15 protein-coding genes are annotated in these 18,813 nt (G+C 39.7%); 9 read left to right on the forward strand and 6 right to left on the reverse strand.

The window, feature by feature from the left end; translation table 11 throughout:
- Positions 1 to 19 precede the first annotated feature (19 nt).
- Entirely contained in the window at positions 20 to 145 is a 126-nt protein-coding gene (locus H4J54_RS19505) for a hypothetical protein (protein ID WP_259367011.1), read from the reverse strand.
- 270 nt (positions 146 to 415) lie between these two features.
- On the opposite strand from H4J54_RS19505, the gene H4J54_RS13240 reads away from it, so the two are divergent.
- From H4J54_RS13240 to H4J54_RS13255, 4 genes are all read left to right on the forward strand, one after another.
- A complete protein-coding gene (locus tag H4J54_RS13240; RefSeq protein WP_182191359.1) occupies positions 416 to 1,360 on the forward strand; it encodes a DUF523 and DUF1722 domain-containing protein in 945 nt (314 codons plus the stop codon).
- A 65-nt stretch (positions 1,361 to 1,425) separates the two neighbouring features.
- Positions 1,426 to 1,845 carry an N-acetyltransferase gene (locus H4J54_RS13245; RefSeq protein WP_182191360.1) on the forward strand — a complete coding sequence of 140 codons (420 nt, stop codon included), beginning with the start codon at positions 1,426 to 1,428 and terminating at the stop codon, positions 1,843 to 1,845.
- 117 nt (positions 1,846 to 1,962) lie between these two features.
- A complete protein-coding gene (locus H4J54_RS13250; protein ID WP_182191361.1) occupies positions 1,963 to 2,763 on the forward strand; it encodes a formyl transferase in 801 nt (266 codons plus the stop codon).
- Between the two features lie 179 nt (positions 2,764 to 2,942).
- Positions 2,943 to 3,554, forward strand: a complete 612-nt coding sequence (locus H4J54_RS13255; RefSeq protein ID WP_182191363.1) for a DUF2238 domain-containing protein — start codon at positions 2,943 to 2,945, stop codon at positions 3,552 to 3,554.
- A 214-nt stretch (positions 3,555 to 3,768) separates the two neighbouring features.
- Here H4J54_RS13255 and H4J54_RS13260 read toward each other — a convergent pair whose 3' ends face one another.
- Entirely contained in the window at positions 3,769 to 4,308 is a 540-nt protein-coding gene (locus H4J54_RS13260; protein WP_182191365.1) for an NADPH-dependent FMN reductase, read from the reverse strand.
- 144 nt (positions 4,309 to 4,452) lie between these two features.
- Here H4J54_RS13260 and rluF point away from each other — a divergent pair, with 144 nt between their 5' ends.
- On the forward strand, positions 4,453 to 5,439 hold the full coding sequence (gene rluF / locus H4J54_RS13265; RefSeq protein ID WP_182191367.1) for a 23S rRNA pseudouridine(2604) synthase RluF: 987 nt from the start codon (positions 4,453 to 4,455) through the stop codon (positions 5,437 to 5,439).
- 159 nt (positions 5,440 to 5,598) lie between these two features.
- Here rluF and H4J54_RS13270 read toward each other — a convergent pair whose 3' ends face one another.
- The 3 genes from H4J54_RS13270 to uvrA all read right to left on the reverse strand — a co-directional run bounded on the left by H4J54_RS13270 (position 5,599) and on the right by uvrA (position 10,197).
- On the reverse strand, positions 5,599 to 6,519 hold the full coding sequence (locus H4J54_RS13270; protein WP_182191369.1) for a fused MFS/spermidine synthase: 921 nt from the start codon (positions 6,517 to 6,519) through the stop codon (positions 5,599 to 5,601).
- Positions 6,512 to 7,189 (reverse strand): fused MFS/spermidine synthase, encoded by a 678-nt coding sequence (locus H4J54_RS13275; protein WP_259367010.1) that lies wholly within the window; start codon positions 7,187 to 7,189, stop codon positions 6,512 to 6,514. Before H4J54_RS13275 ends, H4J54_RS13270 begins: the two co-directional genes overlap by 8 nt.
- Positions 7,190 to 7,338: 149 nt before the next feature.
- Positions 7,339 to 10,197 (reverse strand): excinuclease ABC subunit UvrA, encoded by a 2,859-nt coding sequence (uvrA, locus tag H4J54_RS13280; protein ID WP_182191371.1) that lies wholly within the window; start codon positions 10,195 to 10,197, stop codon positions 7,339 to 7,341.
- A 372-nt stretch (positions 10,198 to 10,569) separates the two neighbouring features.
- Between uvrA and H4J54_RS13285 the strand changes: the two genes are divergently transcribed.
- A complete protein-coding gene (locus H4J54_RS13285; protein ID WP_182191373.1) occupies positions 10,570 to 11,934 on the forward strand; it encodes an MFS transporter in 1,365 nt (454 codons plus the stop codon).
- 56 nt (positions 11,935 to 11,990) lie between these two features.
- On the opposite strand, the gene H4J54_RS13290 is transcribed toward H4J54_RS13285, so the two are convergent.
- Positions 11,991 to 12,419 carry a hypothetical protein gene (locus H4J54_RS13290; protein WP_310650106.1) on the reverse strand — a complete coding sequence of 143 codons (429 nt, stop codon included), beginning with the start codon at positions 12,417 to 12,419 and terminating at the stop codon, positions 11,991 to 11,993.
- A gap of 508 nt (positions 12,420 to 12,927) precedes the next feature.
- On the opposite strand from H4J54_RS13290, the gene H4J54_RS13295 reads away from it, so the two are divergent.
- From H4J54_RS13295 to H4J54_RS13305, 3 genes are all read left to right on the forward strand, one after another.
- On the forward strand, positions 12,928 to 14,958 hold the full coding sequence (locus H4J54_RS13295; protein WP_182191375.1) for an NADPH-dependent 2,4-dienoyl-CoA reductase: 2,031 nt from the start codon (positions 12,928 to 12,930) through the stop codon (positions 14,956 to 14,958).
- A gap of 326 nt (positions 14,959 to 15,284) precedes the next feature.
- Positions 15,285 to 16,616, forward strand: coding sequence for a CDP-diacylglycerol--serine O-phosphatidyltransferase (gene pssA, locus H4J54_RS13300; RefSeq protein ID WP_182191377.1), 1,332 nt, complete (start codon positions 15,285 to 15,287; stop codon positions 16,614 to 16,616).
- A gap of 234 nt (positions 16,617 to 16,850) precedes the next feature.
- Complete coding sequence (locus tag H4J54_RS13305; protein ID WP_182191379.1) at positions 16,851 to 18,803, forward strand: hypothetical protein; 1,953 nt, start codon at positions 16,851 to 16,853, stop codon at positions 18,801 to 18,803.
- The last annotated feature ends 10 nt before the right edge of the window (positions 18,804 to 18,813 follow it).

Genomic DNA, 18,813 nt, shown 5'->3' on the forward strand with positions numbered 1-18,813 from the left:
ATTTCCGGGTTTTTTATCTTCAGGATAAAGGGTATGTCACGATCATATGGCCGTGCTTAGCCATCTCGGTCATTGCCTGTTTAGCGGTTGACGGACTAAAGTCAGACCAAGAGAAAAATGGTAAAACAATCGCCCAATGCGACATGATCATCCGTAAGCTCTATCTAGGTTGGACTTCAGTCCATCAAGTTAAATGAAATTTAACTTCTGTAGATAAAAATGCCTAGCGAAAAAGATACCTAGCGACAGATGTTTGTTAACTTTTTAGGCATCAGGCTTCATCACACTAATAATAGTGTTGTCGAACAGAGCCGACTATATAGCTAAAATACTATTTAAATGATTATCTTAATTAGGCTTTTAGTTATACTGAAATTCAGCAAAAGCTAAAAACTTTCAGTCATAGGAAACAAGCATGGATAATAAACTATCAATCGGCATTAGTAGCTGTTTATTAGGTCATAAAGTGCGGTTTGACTCAGGTCATAAAAACAACGCATATATTAATAACACCTTAAGCGAGTATTTTGATTTTATCCCCTTCTGTCCAGAAGTGGATATTGGTTTAGGTATTCCGCGTGAAACCATTAGGTTAGTACTGATCGATGAAAAAGTGCATTGCGTTGGTTCAAGAACGCCAGATTTAGATGTCACTGAACGACTTAAAGATTGTGCTCAACAGCAGCAATCTTGGCAACAAAAGCTTAGCGGTTATATATTGAAAAAAGACTCACCCAGTTGTGGTATGGAGCGTGTGAGACTTTATAAAGGTGATATGCCAGATCGTATTGGCGTGGGTATTTACGCACAAAAATTGATGGAGAATTTTCCAGATTTACCCGTTGAAGAAGAAGGTAGGTTAGGTGATGCCATCTTGCGTGAAAACTTTATTCAACGGGTATTTATTTATGCTCGTTGGCAAAAACTATCGGCAGAAGTGTTTTCATTGCACAGCCTGAATTGTTTTCATGCACAACATAAATATATTTTTATGAGTCATAGCCAGGCGTTGGCAAAAGAGCTAGGTCATTACTTGGCGCAGGCCCATGCTGAGGTACCTAGTGAGGTCATGTCGCAATACTTGAAAAAAATGATGGTGATATTAAAAATAAAAGCCACTCGAAAAGGTCACGTGAATACCTTGCAACATCTGCAAGGTTATTTAAAAACCTCTATCAGCGTTGATGACAAAGCTGAACTAGTTGATATTATTGAGCAATACCGTAATGGCTTACTGCCATTGATTGTGCCGATAACCTTATTACGCCATCATTTTCGACGCTTCCCACATGACTACATTACCGAGTCATATTATATGAAGCCCCACCCAAAAGAGTTGATGTTATTAAATAGTTTATAAACATTTCACTGACTTTTAGAAAAGTCAGTGAAAAAGCGCTTAAGATCATTAATGGGAGTCAAGCGTTGAACATTGAAGTTATTGAAAACCCTGAAGCAGGGCTAATCGCTTTTTTAGATGAAAAAATTGCTGAATTTAACTGGGCGCATTGGGAAGTCAGTGAACGTAAAGCCATTGCGGTGAAGTTAAACGATGACAAAGGTGATGTTGTTGCCGGCGCCGCGGGACGAACCTTTGGTGATTGGTTAATGATCAACACCTTATGGGTATCAGATACACTGCGAGGCCAACAAGTCGGTAGTAAAATATTACATCAAATAGAACAGGCGGCGCAAGCTAGAGGTTGTAATAAGGCCTTACTCGACACCTTGAATTTTCAAGCTATGCCATTTTATGAAAAACACGGTTATCAAGTGCAATGGACGCAGCAAGGCTATCCTAAAACCGGTTGCAGATATTATATGATGAAACAGTTAAGCACATAAAATAACCGATTATTTTGGTTTTATGGAAGTTTTTATGGAAGTTTTAATGCAAGTTTATGGTGTTATCTTATTTTTTAGTTGAGCCAGTATTAAATAATAGCTAGAGGAATGATTATCATGAACATTGTTTTATTGCTCAATAATGACATTGCCAGTAACTTGGCGTTAAATTTATTATTGCCCTCATTACAACTGCATAATATTAAGGTGTTTTTATCCAGTAAAGTCGGTGGTAATAGCACACGCCCACAAGCCTTGCAGGAGTTAGCGCAATTTGAGCAAAACGAGGTTTATCGCACGCTTGAGCAAGTGCAGGCAAATACCGAACTATCGGTGAATTTTAAAACTTATGCAGAGATTACTCAGCAATACGCTATTGAGATAGAAACCTTAAATCAAATAAATTCAGTTGATGGTTTGGCAAAAATTCAAGCATTTTCAGCTGATTTAATTATTTCTATTCGTTACGGGGTGATTTTAAAGCCGCCCGTTATTGCGCTGTCAAAACAGGGTGTGATTAATTTACATTCAGGGTTATTGCCAAATTATCGTGGCGTTATGGCAACGTTTTGGGCGCTGTTAAATGGCGATAAGCAGTTGGCGACAAGTTTGCACTTTATTGATGACAGCACGATAGATACGGGGGGTATTATTGCTAATTCAACATTGTCAGTGCAACAGGATAAGTCTTATCTGTGGCATGTGTTGTCTTTGTATATCGGGGGGTGTCAATTGATCGAGCAAGCGATTAAGACGCTTGAACAGGGGGATGAACTCACAACGATTGTTCAAGCGGTGCAAGGTCATTATTTTACTTTTCCAAGCACTGAGCAAATTACGGACTTTACCCGATGTTTTGGCGCCTTGTATGAGCCAATTGAAATAGTAGATTTACTCGGTGTGATTACTGAAAAATAGGGTGTTTGAAAAGTGACTACTGCACTTTAATGACGCTATCCTATCGAAAAGGTAGCAAATTTTAGCAGTGCTATTTTTACAAAGGCTATGTTTACAAGGGCCATGCTCAGAAATATTATGTTCAGAAGGGCTATGAAATTAGTGTGTTATAAATATGCCGTCATTAAAGAGTAAGTAAAATGTTAAAGGTTCTCTGGTTAGTGTGTTTTTTTGTTGTCTTGATTTGGTCAGGTATTGGGCCAAAAGATCAATTCACTTGGTTTTTAGAAGTATTGCCGGCGCTGATAGGTTTAGTACTGATAATGATAAGTTTTCAGCGTTTTAAGTTAACGCGTTTGCTTTATAATTTGATATTACTGCATTGCATCGTGTTAATGGTGGGTGGTCATTATACCTACGCCGAAGTCCCCTTATTTGATACGATCGCACATTGGATGGGGTCTGAGCGAAATAACTACGATAAAGTCGGCCACTTTTTCCAAGGCTTTGTACCCGCTTTACTTGCCCGTGAGATCCTTATTCGCAAAAGCATTGTTAATGGAAAAGCTTGGTTAAATGTCATTATTGTTGCTATTTGCTTGGCCTTTAGCGCCTTTTATGAATTGATAGAATGGTGGGTTGCTATTGCCTCAGGTGAAAATGCTGAAGCATTTTTGGGTACGCAAGGCTATATTTGGGATACCCAGTCAGATATGGCACTAGCGTTATTAGGGGCGATTATTTCCATTATTGTCTTAGCTAAATATCATGATCGTCAACTGGCTAAAATTAGTGTAATAGCAGCAAATTAATGAGTAACATATGAAAGTACATCAGGCGCTGCTATGGCTATCAATCATTATATTCACTGCCTCTGGCTGTAGTTCTTTTTCTGTTGGCAATAGAGGGGGGAACAATCAAAGTGGAGACTAAGGCCAAACAACCGAGTGTTATTGTTAATACTCAAGTTAAAGATAGCGGTAAGACCTAAAAATCACGGCGTAATTTTTAGGTCTTTACTGAAAATTATGCCATTAAAAGTTTCACGGCGTTGAGCAATTGCTGATGTAATTCATCATTAGTGAGCTTAGTATTTTCTACGTCAAAGTTATCAAAAAAGTTTGGCACAGATAACGATGCTTTTACTTTGCCATCGAAGTAAGGCGCTGAACCTGTCGCTACGGCTAACACACTGCCGGCACCACCTGGTCCAGGAGATGTGGCCAATAATAGCATGGGTTTATTTTGATAAACTTTTTTATCAATGCGCGAGGCCCAATCAAATAAGTTTTTATAGGCGGCACTGTAATTGCCGTTATGCTCAGCAAATGAAATAATAATGGCGTCACTTTCACCCAGTTTATTGAAGAAGGCTTTCGCGGCTTCAGGTTGACCTAATGCTATTTCCTTATCTTGGCTAAAAAGCGGTAATTCAAAGTCGTTTAAATCGAGTATTTCAATGTCAACATTTTCCTGAACTTCAGCGGCTAGGTTAGCGGCATACGTGGCAAGTTGTTTGTTGATTGATTTACTGCTTGAACTTGCACCCAATGCGATTATTTTCATATTTATTCCTTGTTTATAAACTCGTTTATCGAGTTTTTTACAGCTTTTTGTAACATTGCTCTACAGTGTGACAAAATTTAGGTAAAATACCACCCATCAAATTTAGAATTTACAGTTATTTACTGATCTTATTTAGGATAGCCAGTGTCAAGTTACGAAAAACGTTTAAACAAATATATTAGTGACTCGGGCTATTGTTCGCGTCGATTTGCCGATAAATTGATCGAAAACAATCGTGTGACCATTAATGGCAAAGTACCAGAGCTTGGTACTAAAGTTGTGTCCGGTGATAGGGTGTGTATTGACGGTAATGAGATTAAAGCCAGCGCGAGTAATCATACCGACCGAGTTTACATTGCTTATAATAAACCCATTGGTATTACCTGTACCACTGAGCGGCAAGTCAAAGGTAATATTATTGATGCTATTGGTCATACTAAGCGCATATTTCCTATTGGCAGATTAGATAAACCCTCAGAAGGGCTGATATTTTTGACCAGTGACGGTGATATTGTTAATAAAATATTACGGGCAGAAAATGCTCACGACAAAGAATATATTGTCAAAGTTGATAAGCCAATCAGTGAGCGCTTTGTTGAGCGTATGTCAAAAGGTGTCCCTATTTTAGGCACTATTACTAAACCCTGTATTGTTAAACATGAGAGTAAATATGTTTTTCGTATTATTCTTACCCAAGGCTTAAATCGACAAATTCGCCGTATGTGTGAATATCTTGATTATGAAGTGACTGAGTTACAACGCTCGCGCATTATGAATGTTGAACTGGGCAATTTACGTTCGGGAGAGTGGCGCGACTTAACCACAAGTGAAATGGCGGAGATAAACACCGCAGTGGCGGGCTCTCGTAAAACCGCACTGGGTGATGACTTTATTGCAGTAGAAAGCACTGAAGCAAAAAGCATTGAAGCAAAAAATATTGACGATGACCTTGCCCCAGTAGAGGTTAATGCTGAAGTTGAAAAAGTGGCTATAACAGACAGTAAACATGCCAGTAAAACCATAGCGTCGAAATCACCGGCTGCTTCACGGACCTTAACCCGCATCGATGTGAAAAAAACCACAGCAACATCATCAGGTAAAAAGCGTTTAAGTTTAAAAAAGAAAAGTTAGTTTAGGCACAAAATTAAGCTGAGTTATTAATTTCAGTACCTGAAATTGGCTTAGGCTTAGGCTGAAGCTGGATCTGGAGTGAATTCACTCAGGTTTAATTTTGCTTACTCCACTGCGGTGTTATTTTAAGGTGCTGATTATCATCCTAGGGCTTTACCTTTAGTTTTTTAAATTTAATAAGTTTGCCGGCGAATACTGATCGGTCAATAGTGGCGATGCTGGCGGCCAATCTTGCGTCGTTGCTGTTGAGATCATTTTACGGCTAATTTTGGTGATATCGACATTAAATGGCGATAACTTATCTTTTAACGCTTTAGCGCGCTGGGCGATAATATCAGGTTTAGGTAAAGCCTTAGCACTGGCTAATATAATGCGATTACTGTTGTTGTTATTTTTAACATTGAAAAAGTCGCCAAATACGGCTTTATAAGTCGCCGATTCATAATTGTATAACTTACTCACCGAGAAGGTATTGGCCGCTACCACACCGTTATCGCTCAGTAAGCTTTTAACTTCTTGTAAGAATTCTTGGGTCATTAAATGCTCGGGTATGTAGTCACCGTTAAAGGCGTCGAGAATTATCCAATCGTATTGCTGTTTTTTTATCGCCGCACGTTTAACAAAAATGCGCCCGTCTTGTGCCACCGCGGTAATATTTTTATTTTCAAAAAAGTCAAAATAGTTTCGTGCCACTTTAATGACTGCCGGATCTATTTCCACGTTAGTAATGCTCGCCTCCGGATAAATTTGGTGTAAGATATTTGACATGGTACCGCCGCCTAAACCAATAATTAAAATACCTTCAGGGTTAGGGTTAATTAATAAACTCGAAAATAACATTTTTGTATAGTTAAAAACTAAGCGTTGCGGATCGTCAACTAACATACAACTTTGTTGAGTTTTAGTGCTTCTAACATTGAATTTTAAGCAGCGTAAACCGCTATCTTCTTCGACTAATATGTTGCGATATAACGAACGCTCACTGTGAATAGTTTTGCCCATCGCTTGTGTACTTAAGGCTGAACTAATCAGAACGTTGCTGATTATGGCGATTAGGAGGGTAGTGACTAATTTATTCATCTGCAGCTCCTTGCTGATTGCTAGTAGGGTTATTAAGGCTATTTTTAGACTGATTGACACGATGAAAGATCATGGCGGTAATACCCAACACAATAAGTGCGCTGCTAAACACCATAATAATATCGTTAACCTCAAACAGTAACACCAAGTAAAACGAGGTTATAATGGTGCCCAAAGCACTGCCGAGTGTTGATACAAAGTAGAGAAAGCCAGCGACTTGGCCGCTTTTGTTTTTATCGGTCACTAACAAGCGCACCGAGTAAGGTGAAATCATACCCAATATCACGGTTGGCACAAAGAACAAGGCCATTGATGCTAATAATGAACCATAACGGGTATCTTCAATGGCAAGAAATATAGCTTCCATTATCCATTGTGAAGAAAAGGCTACCGGTAAAATAGCGATCCCCGCACAGATGAAAATTAATCCGTAACGGTGTAAAGAAGCCGCTTTGGTCGATAACTTACCACCTGCTAAATAGCCAAAAGATAAACTCAGCATAAATACTGTGATTATACTGCCCCAAATATGGACACTACTGCCGAAAAATGGCGCTAAAATTCTGCCACCTAATAGTTCAATACCCATAATACAAAAGCCACTAGAGAAGGCCAGTAAATAAATCATCGGGTTTTGCCAGGCTATATTATGGTTATTTTCATTTGTCATTTAGCTTACTACTTCAGTTATTAGCGCTGTTTTTGTCAGCATACTCATTTATCTTAAACATAACGGCGTTGATATACTAGACACAAAAAAGGCTTGTGATAAAAAACAAGCCTTTAAGAAAACATCAATAGTGATCTTGATGTCATGTTTTATTTAGCGCGTGATTTTTTAGCTGCTTTCTCTTTAGCGAGTAAGGGTTTTAAGAATCTTGCAGTATGAGAGCCTTTATGTTGAGCCACTTGCTCTGGCGTGCCTGTGACTAATATTTCGCCACCACCTGAGCCTCCTTCTGGGCCTAAATCTATCACCCAATCTGCGGTTTTTATGACATCTAAATTATGCTCAATCACTACAATGGTATTGCCATGGTCACGTAAACGATGAATGACCTGCAATAACTGTTTAATATCGTGAAAATGCAAGCCAGTGGTGGGTTCATCTAAAATGTAAAGCGTTTTACCAGTATCGCGTTTTGATAACTCTTTCGACAATTTTACCCTTTGTGCTTCACCGCCCGAAAGTGTGGTGGCTGACTGACCCAGTTTTATATAAGTGAGGCCAACATCCATCAAGGTTTGTAACTTACGTTTTATGGCTGGAATGGGTGAGAAAAACTCACAAGCATCTTCAACGGTCATATCAAGCACTTCATGAATGCTTTTGCCTTTGTATTTTACTTCTAAGGTTTCACGGTTATAACGTTTACATTTACACACGTCACAGGGCACATAAACATCGGGTAAAAAATGCATTTCAACTTTAATTAAGCCGTCACCCTGACAAGCTTCACAGCGTCCACCTTTAACATTAAAGCTAAAGCGACCGGCTTTATAACCCCGTGATCGCGACTCTTGCGTGGCGGCAAAAATATCACGAATAGCGGTAAACATACCTGTGTAAGTGGCGGCATTAGAACGTGGCGTTCTGCCAATCGGGCTTTGGTCAATATCGATGACTTTATCAAGTAAATGTAAACCCATAATTTCTTTATGGGGTGCGGGTTCTTGTGTGGTTGCACCATTTAATTCAATATGAGCAAGTTTGTACAAGGTATCGTTAATCAGCGTTGATTTTCCTGAGCCTGAAACGCCAGTAACGCAAGTCATTAAGCCATTAGGAATAACTAAATCAACATTTTTTAAGTTATTACCTGTGGCGCCTTTAAGTTCAACAACATTATTTTTGTCAAAAGGCACTCTAACCTTAGGTGTTTCAATGCGCTCCTTACCTGATAAGTATCTACCAGTAAGTGAGTCTTCACATGCTAGAATATCATCAACATTGCCTTCAGCAATAATATGACCGCCATGAACACCAGCGCCAGGACCAATATCAATAACGTAGTCAGCGGCGCGAATCGCATCTTCATCATGCTCTACCACGATAACGGTATTGCCTAAATCACGTAAATGGATCAGGGTTTCTAATAAACGTTCATTATCACGTTGATGCAAACCAATCGATGGCTCATCTAAAACGTACATCACCCCGACTAAACCGGCACCTATTTGGCTCGCTAAACGAATGCGTTGCGCCTCACCACCAGATAAAGTGCCTGCGGCGCGTGACAAGTTAAGGTAATTTAAGCCCACATTGACCAAAAAGCCTAAGCGGTCACAGACTTCTTTAAGAATTTTTTCAGCAATTTGTCCTTTTTGCCCCGTTAACTCCAGATTCTGGAAAAACGCCAAGGCATCGGCAATGGCATATTCAGCCACATCAGTTAATGGGGTATTACCAACAAAAACATTACGCGCTTCTAAGCGTAGTCGACTACCGTTACAGTCTGGGCAACTTTGGCTATTAAGATATTTAGCTAACTCTTCACGTACCGCGTTAGATTCTGTTTCGCGGTAGCGGCGATCCATATTATTTAAAATACCTTCAAACGGATGTTTGCGAATCACAATGTCACCACGGTCATTCATGTATTTAAATTCAATTTTTTGTTTGCCGCTGCCGGTTAAAATCACTTGTTGAGTTTTTTCATCCAACTCATTAAACGCTAAGTCTAAGGGAAATTGATAATGCTCAGCTAATGCTTGCAACATTTGATAATAATAGAAATTACGTTTATCCCAACCACGAATAGCGCCACCGGCTAAGCTTAACGCTGGATTGGCAATAACACGACTCTGGTCAAAAAACTGTTGATTACCTAAGCCATCACAGGTTTGACATGCGCCTGCGGGGTTGTTGAAAGAGAACAAGCGTGGTTCTAATTCTTGCATGCTATAGCCACATTTTGCACAGGCAAAATTAGCTGAAAACACTAACTCCTCTCTTTTGGGCTCATCCATAAAGCCAATTTTCACCGTACCTGAGGTCAGTGAAAGCGCGGTTTCAAAAGACTCAGCAAGGCGCAATTGAATATCTTCACGCACTTTAAGACGGTCAACAACCACCTCAATAGTATGTTTTTTCTGTAACTCTAGGGTCGGCGGATCGGATAAGTCACAAATTTCGCCATCTATTCGAGCACGAATATAGCCTTGTGCGGCAAGATTATCTAGTAACTTAACATGCTCACCTTTACGGTCTTGTAGCACGGGTGCTAACACCATGACCTTAGTGCCTTCCTCAAGCGCTAATACCCGATCAACCATTTGTGAAATGGTTTGTGCCGCTAGCGGTTGATGATGTGTTGGGCAACGGGGTTCACCAACACGAGCATAAAGCAGGCGTAAATAATCATATATTTCGGTGATAGTGCCGACCGTTGAGCGTGGGTTGTGCGAAGTCGATTTTTGCTCAATTGAAATGGCCGGAGATAAACCTTCAATGTGATCAACATCAGGCTTTTCCATTAAGGATAAAAATTGGCGCGCATAAGCAGAAAGTGATTCTACATAACGTCTTTGTCCTTCAGCGTATAAGGTATCAAAGGCTAAGGAAGACTTGCCTGAGCCGGAAAGACCGGTGATAACAATTAATTTGTCGCGAGGAATATCTACATTAATATTTTTCAAGTTATGAGTGCGAGCACCCCTGACTTCAATTTTTTTCATAATGACATGGTGACCAGTTTAACGCCCGAGGTTTGTAGTACGAAATACCTGTATGCAAAGATCAGACTGATTGTAAATTACCTTAGGTTCTAGCAAGATTTAAATAATGATTAACGACAAAATACGACCTGAGCAAGGCTGTTTTTACAGTAAATTACCCTAAACCTTGTTTTACCTGAACATAAAGTTAGAATCGAATATTATCGCACAGTTTTTTAATCCAAATTCAGCTAAAATCTCTGTTTTTGTTCATTCAAAACCCGTGGTAAGATGTGTGCGTTTATATATACCCATTCCACTTCAAGATGCAGATTCGAGCAAGTCGAGAAAGGGTATAGCTATATCCCTTATAAATTAAGAGTTAACACCTTCATGAGTGCATCTGGTTTAAATAGTATTGAGAAGAAGGCCGCCATATCGTTAGCATCAGTATTCGGCTTACGAATGCTTGGCTTGTTTATGATCTTGCCTGTTTTTGCCATTTATGGTGAAGAACTTATGGGCTATAGCCCTATTTGGCTTGGCTTAGCGATTGGTGCCTATGGATTAACGCAGGCATTATTACAAATTCCCATGGGGATTTTATCGGATAAATTTGGTCGAAAACCCGTGATTTTAGTCGGATTGTTGATATTTCTTCTCGGTAGTATTGTCGCGGCGATGTCAGACACTATTTATGGCGTGGTACTAGGTCGTGCATTGCAAGGTATGGGTGCGATAGCCAGTGCAATATTGGCATTAGCGGCAGACTTAAGTCGTGAAGAACAACGGCCAAAAGTCATGGCGACCATAGGTATGTTTATTGGACTTTCATTTACTGTTGCTATGATTATTGGCCCAATAGTCGCGCAAGCGTTTGGTCTGAGTGGTTTGTTCTGGTTTATTGCGATATTAACCCTATTTGCCATGCTAACGATTCAATTTATTGTCCCTAATTCAATTAATACCGCCCCTAAAGGTGACAATGTTGCATTACCCTCAAAATTGGGTCGCTTGATTCGTGACGGGCAATTGTCACGTTTAAATTGGGGGGTATTTATTTTACATATGGCTTTAACCGCGTGTTTTGTCACCTTACCAAAGCAATTTGTTGAGCATGGTTTAGCGCTTGAACAACATTGGCAGCTTTATTTACCGACCTTAATTGGCTCGTTTTTTCTGATGGTGCCCTTTATGATCATCGGATTGAAAAAACAAAAAGAGACGCAAATGTTTAGCGCCGCAGTAGCCTTGCTAGCGATAGCCTTATTATTACTCTGGTATTTGCCCACTAGTCTGACGACATTAATTGTATTGGTCATGATGTTTTTTACCGCCTTTAATTACTTAGAAGCGACCATGCCATCAATATTGTCGCGCATTGCACCTGCTGGAGTAAAAGGCAGTGTAATGGGCATTTATTCTAGTAGCCAGTTTTTAGGCGCTTTCGCTGGCGGTATTCTTGGCGGCTTGATTGCTGGCGAATTTGGTGAGCAAACGATATTTTTAGTCACAGGTTTATTTGCGCTGGTTTGGTTGCTATTAAGTTTGGGCATGAAACCGTTGAAAAAATCTAAGGCTTATAGTTTTGCAACCAATATTATTAGTGATGAAAAAGCGCGTGACATAGCACAACAACTCAGCGAAATGCCGGGCGTAATTGAAATTACTATCATGCATGATGAGGCTGTGGCTTATTTGAAAGTGGATGATAAAACTGCTGATCTTGCTGGTATCAAAGCACTGCTCAATCCATAGTGAGTTTGTACTTTTAAAATTAATCTCCCGCGTTATTAAGCCAAACTAAAGGGCTTTTAATTTACCATGGTGATGAAGTCAGCGATATTTTTATCAGCTATTTGTATACTGATTTCATCATCAAGCACTTTTCCCATCATGGCAGCACCTATAGGCGACTGTGGCGTAATAACCACGATATTAATGGTATTACTCTGCATCGCTAACTTGCAGCGATAACCACCAGCCGCGGGCGCAAGAAAAAACCACTGTTGTTTATCAATATCTTTTTCCAACTGCACAACTGAGCCAATGCTTATTTGTATTTTTTTCTGTAATGCGGCTAGAGGAATACTTTGTAAGCGTTTAATCGCATAGCGAATTTCGTCCACACGTCTTGACTGGCCTTCGGCTAGGTAACTTTGCTCTATTGCCAAGGTGTCATATTGTGTTTCGGCGACCGACTGATCGTTAGTCGCCGCCTTATGGGCATTATTTGCTGCCACTAATGCCAAAACTAATTCCTGTTGCAGTTGCTCAGTGATTTGACCTATGATGCTATTTTTGTTGATGTTAATAATACCCCTCCTTATGAGTTACAGCCCAGCATACCAATGTTTACGGCACAGCATAATAATATTTATAGCGCAGCATACTCAGTTTATATCGAAAGTAAACGGGCACTTTTGACGACGGTGACTTCAGGCAGTAACAATCCCTATCTGACAGGTGTCAAAATAAAGCTTGAGTTTTGCCTTAGTAGCAGATATTTTATACACTCGCTGGTTCGAGCAAAAAACATGAACTAGCTTTAGATATAATACCCATCGAAATAAGTCAGTGACAATAGCTAACGTGTTTGATTAAAAGCAGATGCTTATTGTTGCAGACTAAACATAAGTGCCGGCATCCTTGCAGGCAAAGCAGGTATGGATTATTTAGGCCACCTCAAAATGATCGATACTTTATTTCAATGGCTGTAAATTAATATGACAACCACAAAAGTGACTTAATATGAATAATAATGCTGCCTTTCCACATTTATTAGCGCCATTAGATTTAGGCTTTACCTCCTTAGCTAACCGAACATTAATGGGCTCAATGCATACTGGCCTTGAAGAAGAAAAGGGCGGTTTTGATAAACTCGCAGCATTTTATCAAGCACGCGCAAAAGGCGGTGTTGGCTTGATTGTTACCGGTGGTATTAGTCCTAACACCCGAGGCCGATTAACACCTTTTGGTTGTGAGTTAAGTAGATTTTGGCACGTGGGTAAACACAAAAAAATTACCACAGCTGTTCATAAATACCCAACAAAAATTTGTTTACAGTTATTACATGCCGGCAGATATTCATATCACCCGTTTAGTGTGTCAGCCAGTAAAGTAAAGTCGCCGATTAACCCCTTCACCCCAAAAGCTATGTCAGTACGCCAAATCAAAGGCACGATTAAAGACTTCGCCTATTCGGCCAAACTCGCAAAAAAAGCGGGCTATGATGGTGTTGAAATTATGGGTTCTGAAGGCTACCTGATTAATCAATTTAGCTGTGTAAAAGTCAATAAACGCACCGACGAATGGGGTGGTAGTATTGAAAACAGAATGCGTTTAGCGATTGAAACTATTCGTGCGGTGCGAGCAAGCGCTGGCGATGATTTTATTGTTATATTTCGTTTATCTATGCTCGACTTAGTTGATGGCGGCAATAGTTGGCAAGATGTCGTCACTATGGCTAAAGCGGTTGAGGCAGCAGGCGCGACTTTAATTAATACGGGTATTGGTTGGCACGAAGCACGTGTTCCTACTATTACAACCTCAGTGCCACGCGCCGCATTTACTTGGATTACCGAGCGAATGAAAAAAGAGATCAAGGTTCCTTTAATTACCACAAATCGTATTAATACTCCTGAAGTGGCAGAAAAAATATTGTCGACAGGCCAGGCCGATATGGTGTCAATGGCGCGACCATTTTTAGCCGACGAAAATTTTGTTGCTAAAGCCGCGGCCAATAAAAGTGATGAAATTAATACCTGCATTGGTTGTAACCAAGCGTGTTTAGATCACGTGTTTAATCAGCAACGTGCGTCATGTCTGGTCAACCCAACAGCCTGTTATGAAACTGAATTGACCTTTGAAAAAACTACCGCCAAGAAAAAAATTGCCGTGGTTGGCTCAGGGCCTGCAGGCTTAGCATTTAGCGTTTATGCCGCTCAACGTGGTCACAGTGTAGAGATATTTGAGCGGGGTAATGAAATTGGTGGCCAATTTAACTACGCCAAGCAAATACCAGGTAAAGAAGAGTTTTTTGAAACCTTACGTTATTTTAACAAGCAAATTGAACTCTTAGGTATTGGCTTACATTTAGGTCAAGAACAAAGCGCAGAACAGTTAATTGCAGCCGGCTTTGACGAAATAGTGTTAGCAACAGGCATTGTGCCTAGAGCGCTTGATATTAAAGGGATTGAACATGAGAAAGTTAAATCTTATATTCAAGTATTACGCGATAAAGACCCGATAGGTAAGCGTGTTGCCATTATTGGCGCAGGGGGTATTGGGTTTGATGTCGCTGAATTTTTAGTAGAAGAAGAGTCGTTAACGACAAAACCTGACAAATGGTTGAAAAGCTGGGGTATCGATAAAGAGTATCAAGAAAATGGTGGCTTATCCGGCAAACCTGTTCAAGAAGCCCCTGCTCGTGAAGTTTATTTACTCCAACGTAAAGCTAGTAAAGTGGGCGGCGGTTTAGGTAAAACTTCTGGTTGGATCCATCGTTCTACCTTGAAAAAAAATGGTGTAAAAATGTTAGCGGGTGTTACTTACCAAGAGATCAATGATGAAGGTTTAGTTATTTCTGTTGATGGTGAACAGCAAACGCTAACAGTAGACCATATTATTATCTGTGCAGGGCAAGAATCTGAACGTGGTCTTTACCAACAGCTGCAAGCGCAAGGCGTTACGGCACATTTAATTGGTGGGGCTAACATCGCTGCTGAACTTGATGCAAAACAGGCGATTAGACAAGCAGCAGAATTGGCCGCTAAAATCTAATCAAAACAGATTTTTAAAACGGTTCCTGAATCTGCAACACAGGCTAATCGTTCAGTTGATGAAATAAAATATAGCCTGGCTCTATGTTCACAACGCACTTCTTGTTAGTGTGGTTGTGAACATCAAACCTGCTCGATATTGCTGTAAATATCGACAATTTCTTACCATCAAGTTAACGTGTTGCACATATAGGCATTAATATGTCTCAACTCGTAGAAGATCTTGCGGTACAATCAGGCTAGTTTACTTTGAAAAATAATACTTAGATTGAATGAATCATAATAAAACACTTAATTTAGCTACTACTCAAGCGGACAACCGCTAATATGGTTATCGCTAATTCTACCGTTGGGATCGCAAATACCGATATAGATATTGCCCATTGCGCTGCTGATTTTAAGCAAATGCTTTTGGCTGAAATTGCCCAAGCAAAATCACGTATTTATATTTCTGCGCTTTATATTCAAGACGATGCAGCGGGAAGAGAAGTGCTGGCTGCTTTATATCAAGCAAAACAGCAGATCCCCACATTAGATATTTGTTTGTTTGTTGATTTTCATCGCGCACAACGCGGTTTGATCGGTGAAAAAGAGTCTGGTGGTAATCGTGATCTCTATTTAGCACTTGAACAGCAACATCAAGTATCGATTAATATTTACGGTGTGCCGGTTAAACGTAAGGAATTACTTGGCGTCTTACATTTAAAAGGCATGGTGATTGATAATGTACTGCTTTACACCGGAGCTAGTATTAATGATGTGTACTTACAACAAGCAGGGCGTTATCGTCTCGACCGCTATTATCGCTTAGACAGCCAAGCGCTATCGGATAATTTTTGCCAGTACCTGCAAGATTACTTTATTGACTCAAGTTTGGCGCCACGATTAAACCACAGCGAGTTACCAGACAGTAAAATAGTAAAACGCAATATTTTTCGTTTAACTCGATTATTAAAGTCATCAACATATCGTCCATTTAGTGCCGATCAACGCGACTATAAAGCTGATGATATTCAAGCGTCTATGTTTGTTGGTTGTGGTCGCAGAGGCAATCAACTTAATCGCGTTATTAGAGACTTAGTACGCAGTAGTCGCGATACTTTAGTTATTTTTACCCCTTATTTTAATTTACCTAAACCCTTATTGAGAGACTTAGACGCCGCACTAAAACGTGGTGTTAAAGTCACCTTGATCGTTGGTGATAAAAAAGCCAATGATTTTTATAATGCCGATGAAGCCAGCTTCTCCACGGTTGAGGTTGTGCCTTATATTTATGAGCGTTTATTAGCGACTTTCTTATCACGACGACAAAAATATTTGGATAATGGCACCTTATCGTTAAGGTTATGGCAGCACGACAATAACAGTTTTCATTTAAAGGGCTTAGTGGTTGATGAACGCTATCACTTGTTAACCGGCAGTAACCTAAACCCAAGAGCATGGGCGTTAGATTTGGAAAATGGCATTTTACTTGATGACGAAAAAGGTCAGCTAATGGATAAATTTAATGCTGAATTTCAACGTATTAGCCATCACACCAAAATAGTAGGCAAGTCAGCTGATATTGAAAGCGCACAAAGCTATCCCGATAAACCTCGTAAGCTACTGAAAAGACTACGTATGACACAAGTTGATCGCTTACTAAAACGCTTTTTATAAGCGCTGCTGTCTATAAATATATTAATGATCCTGCTTTGCGGCTTTATGATGGCGCAAAGCAATCGCTATTAGTTTGATCTTTTGTTGATAAATAAATTAAAAAATTACTTTTTCTATGGTTATTATTCTAATAAATCTGTTATTTAACTGTTGTTTAGGTTAATTTAGCCGGTAATTAAATTGGAATAAGATCAGTGTAGTTGTTTACACTAAACGAAATTATGGAGAAGTAGCATGGCATATGATTTTGGCTCAAAAGGGTTAGGCATTGGTAACCCTTTTAAGCAGGAAGGGATGATCCGGACCATAGGCGGCGTAGCAATTGCTAGCATAGGTATATATAGCATATTCAATGTTACCGATATCATTGAGCAGGATATGACCAAAGCATGGGTTTATGCGGTTGTTGGCCTCATCTTGCTCATTGCAGGTTTTAAACGTGCAGGCAGTGGTTTATTTCAATTATTCAAATTTTTTGTTGGCCGTTCTGTACCTAGCTCGTTAGCATATAATTTAACGAAAAGTGAAACTGAAAACGCCAACCTCGAGCGTAAAGAGAGTGTTTTAGCTTATAAGTCGGCAACACTTGAATCTATGCTAATGGGGCGAAAAAATGCGACATTTACTGAACCACTAGGTTGGATGGGGCGCTTTGTTCATTCAATTTTCCCAAAACTTATCTTTTTACCCTACCCTATTCGAAACATTTCCCAAGAAATTGTTTCAGTGCTTGCAACGACTATTATTGCTTTTGTCGCCTTTGGTTTGACTTATTTTGTTTCTTCAAGCGGCTTGGCTGGGCAAGCAGGTCATATCATTATGCCGGTATTTTCATTGTTTATTCTCATCTACCTCATTGCAGCATGGCGAAACGCCGCTAGCGCGGTAAGTTTAGACAAGGTTAAACAGTTAAACAGTGCCGGTGCTGCTAGTGTTGCAAAAATAATTACCTTTTCTATTTTATTTCCGGTCGCTATTGGTGGCGGTTATCATTATGTTAATCAAAATATCAATCAAGATGCTGAGTTCTATCAAGTTATTGATAAGGTAAATTTATTTTCAGCGTGGCCCAGTTTATTAACCTTACTTGCTTTAGGCGTTGTTACGGCCACTATTGTCTTTTATTTAGTCGGTACTCGGAGTAAGCAAAGCACGACAAATACTGAGGTAAGCGAGTATCGTGAAAACTTGCAAGAGTCAGTGCACCCCAATGAAATATTTATTAATATTGAAAATATTGTTTTAGCTAACCGTCGTTACAAAGAAATACCGAATCGAACCTATATGAATTTTGATCCAGTATTGGAAGAACAAAGCCAAGGCAAGGGTTCATTTTCTGGTGAATTATTAATTGAAACGCAACCTGAGTTTACCTCAACCGCGCAACCCTCAAGCTATAAAATAGCGCGTTTAATTAGCACTATTTTAGCGCAGGTATTAATTGTCATCGGAGCCTTATTGTTTTTCAGCTTTGCCGCAAAAATTTCAGCAGGTATTGAATCTTTTCAATACGTTACTAGCAATATTGACAGCGTGTATCGTGCGGCAAATAATGGTCAAATTGCGCCACTACAAAACTTAATAGCCGATACCTCTGGTTTAATTGTAGCGTTTGTTAGTACCTTGTTTTTCTGGCAAATAGTAACCACTATTGGTCGTATGTTAGAAAATTTTTCACATATATTTTGGGCAGAATTACAGTTTGATTCATTACTCATGTATATGAAAACTGAAGGGACATTCGCCGAGTCAAAAATATCAACAGGTATGTCTATTCATGACTCAACACGCAGTGAAAACATTATTGTTAAATCGTCGATCACGCCATGGGTTGTTAGCTCTCGCATTAGTTCCAGCACCTTTGCGACCAGTGGTGCAAGAAATGTTGAAATGCCACGCTATGTGATGTCGATGTCAAAAAATGATGACGAGTTAAAAGGTATTGTTGGGGAAATTAAGGCGTTTCTTCGTGCACGTGAAAACATTGCTGGCTTTTCGAATACCGCTGATCTGCAACATGCTGAAAACATTTTAAAAGTGAATAACGCCTCTCGTTATAATTCAAACCAAATAACTAACGCTGATGATGAAGCCGCAGGATTTTTGCGTAACGAGCAGGAAAGTGATGAACAAGTTACCGATCAAGTTACCGATCAAAGTACATCAGCATCAGAGAAGGTGACGTGATAGTCAGCTC

This window comes from Colwellia sp. MB3u-8 (assembly GCF_014076985.1).
Classification (GTDB): domain Bacteria; phylum Pseudomonadota; class Gammaproteobacteria; order Enterobacterales; family Alteromonadaceae; genus Cognaticolwellia.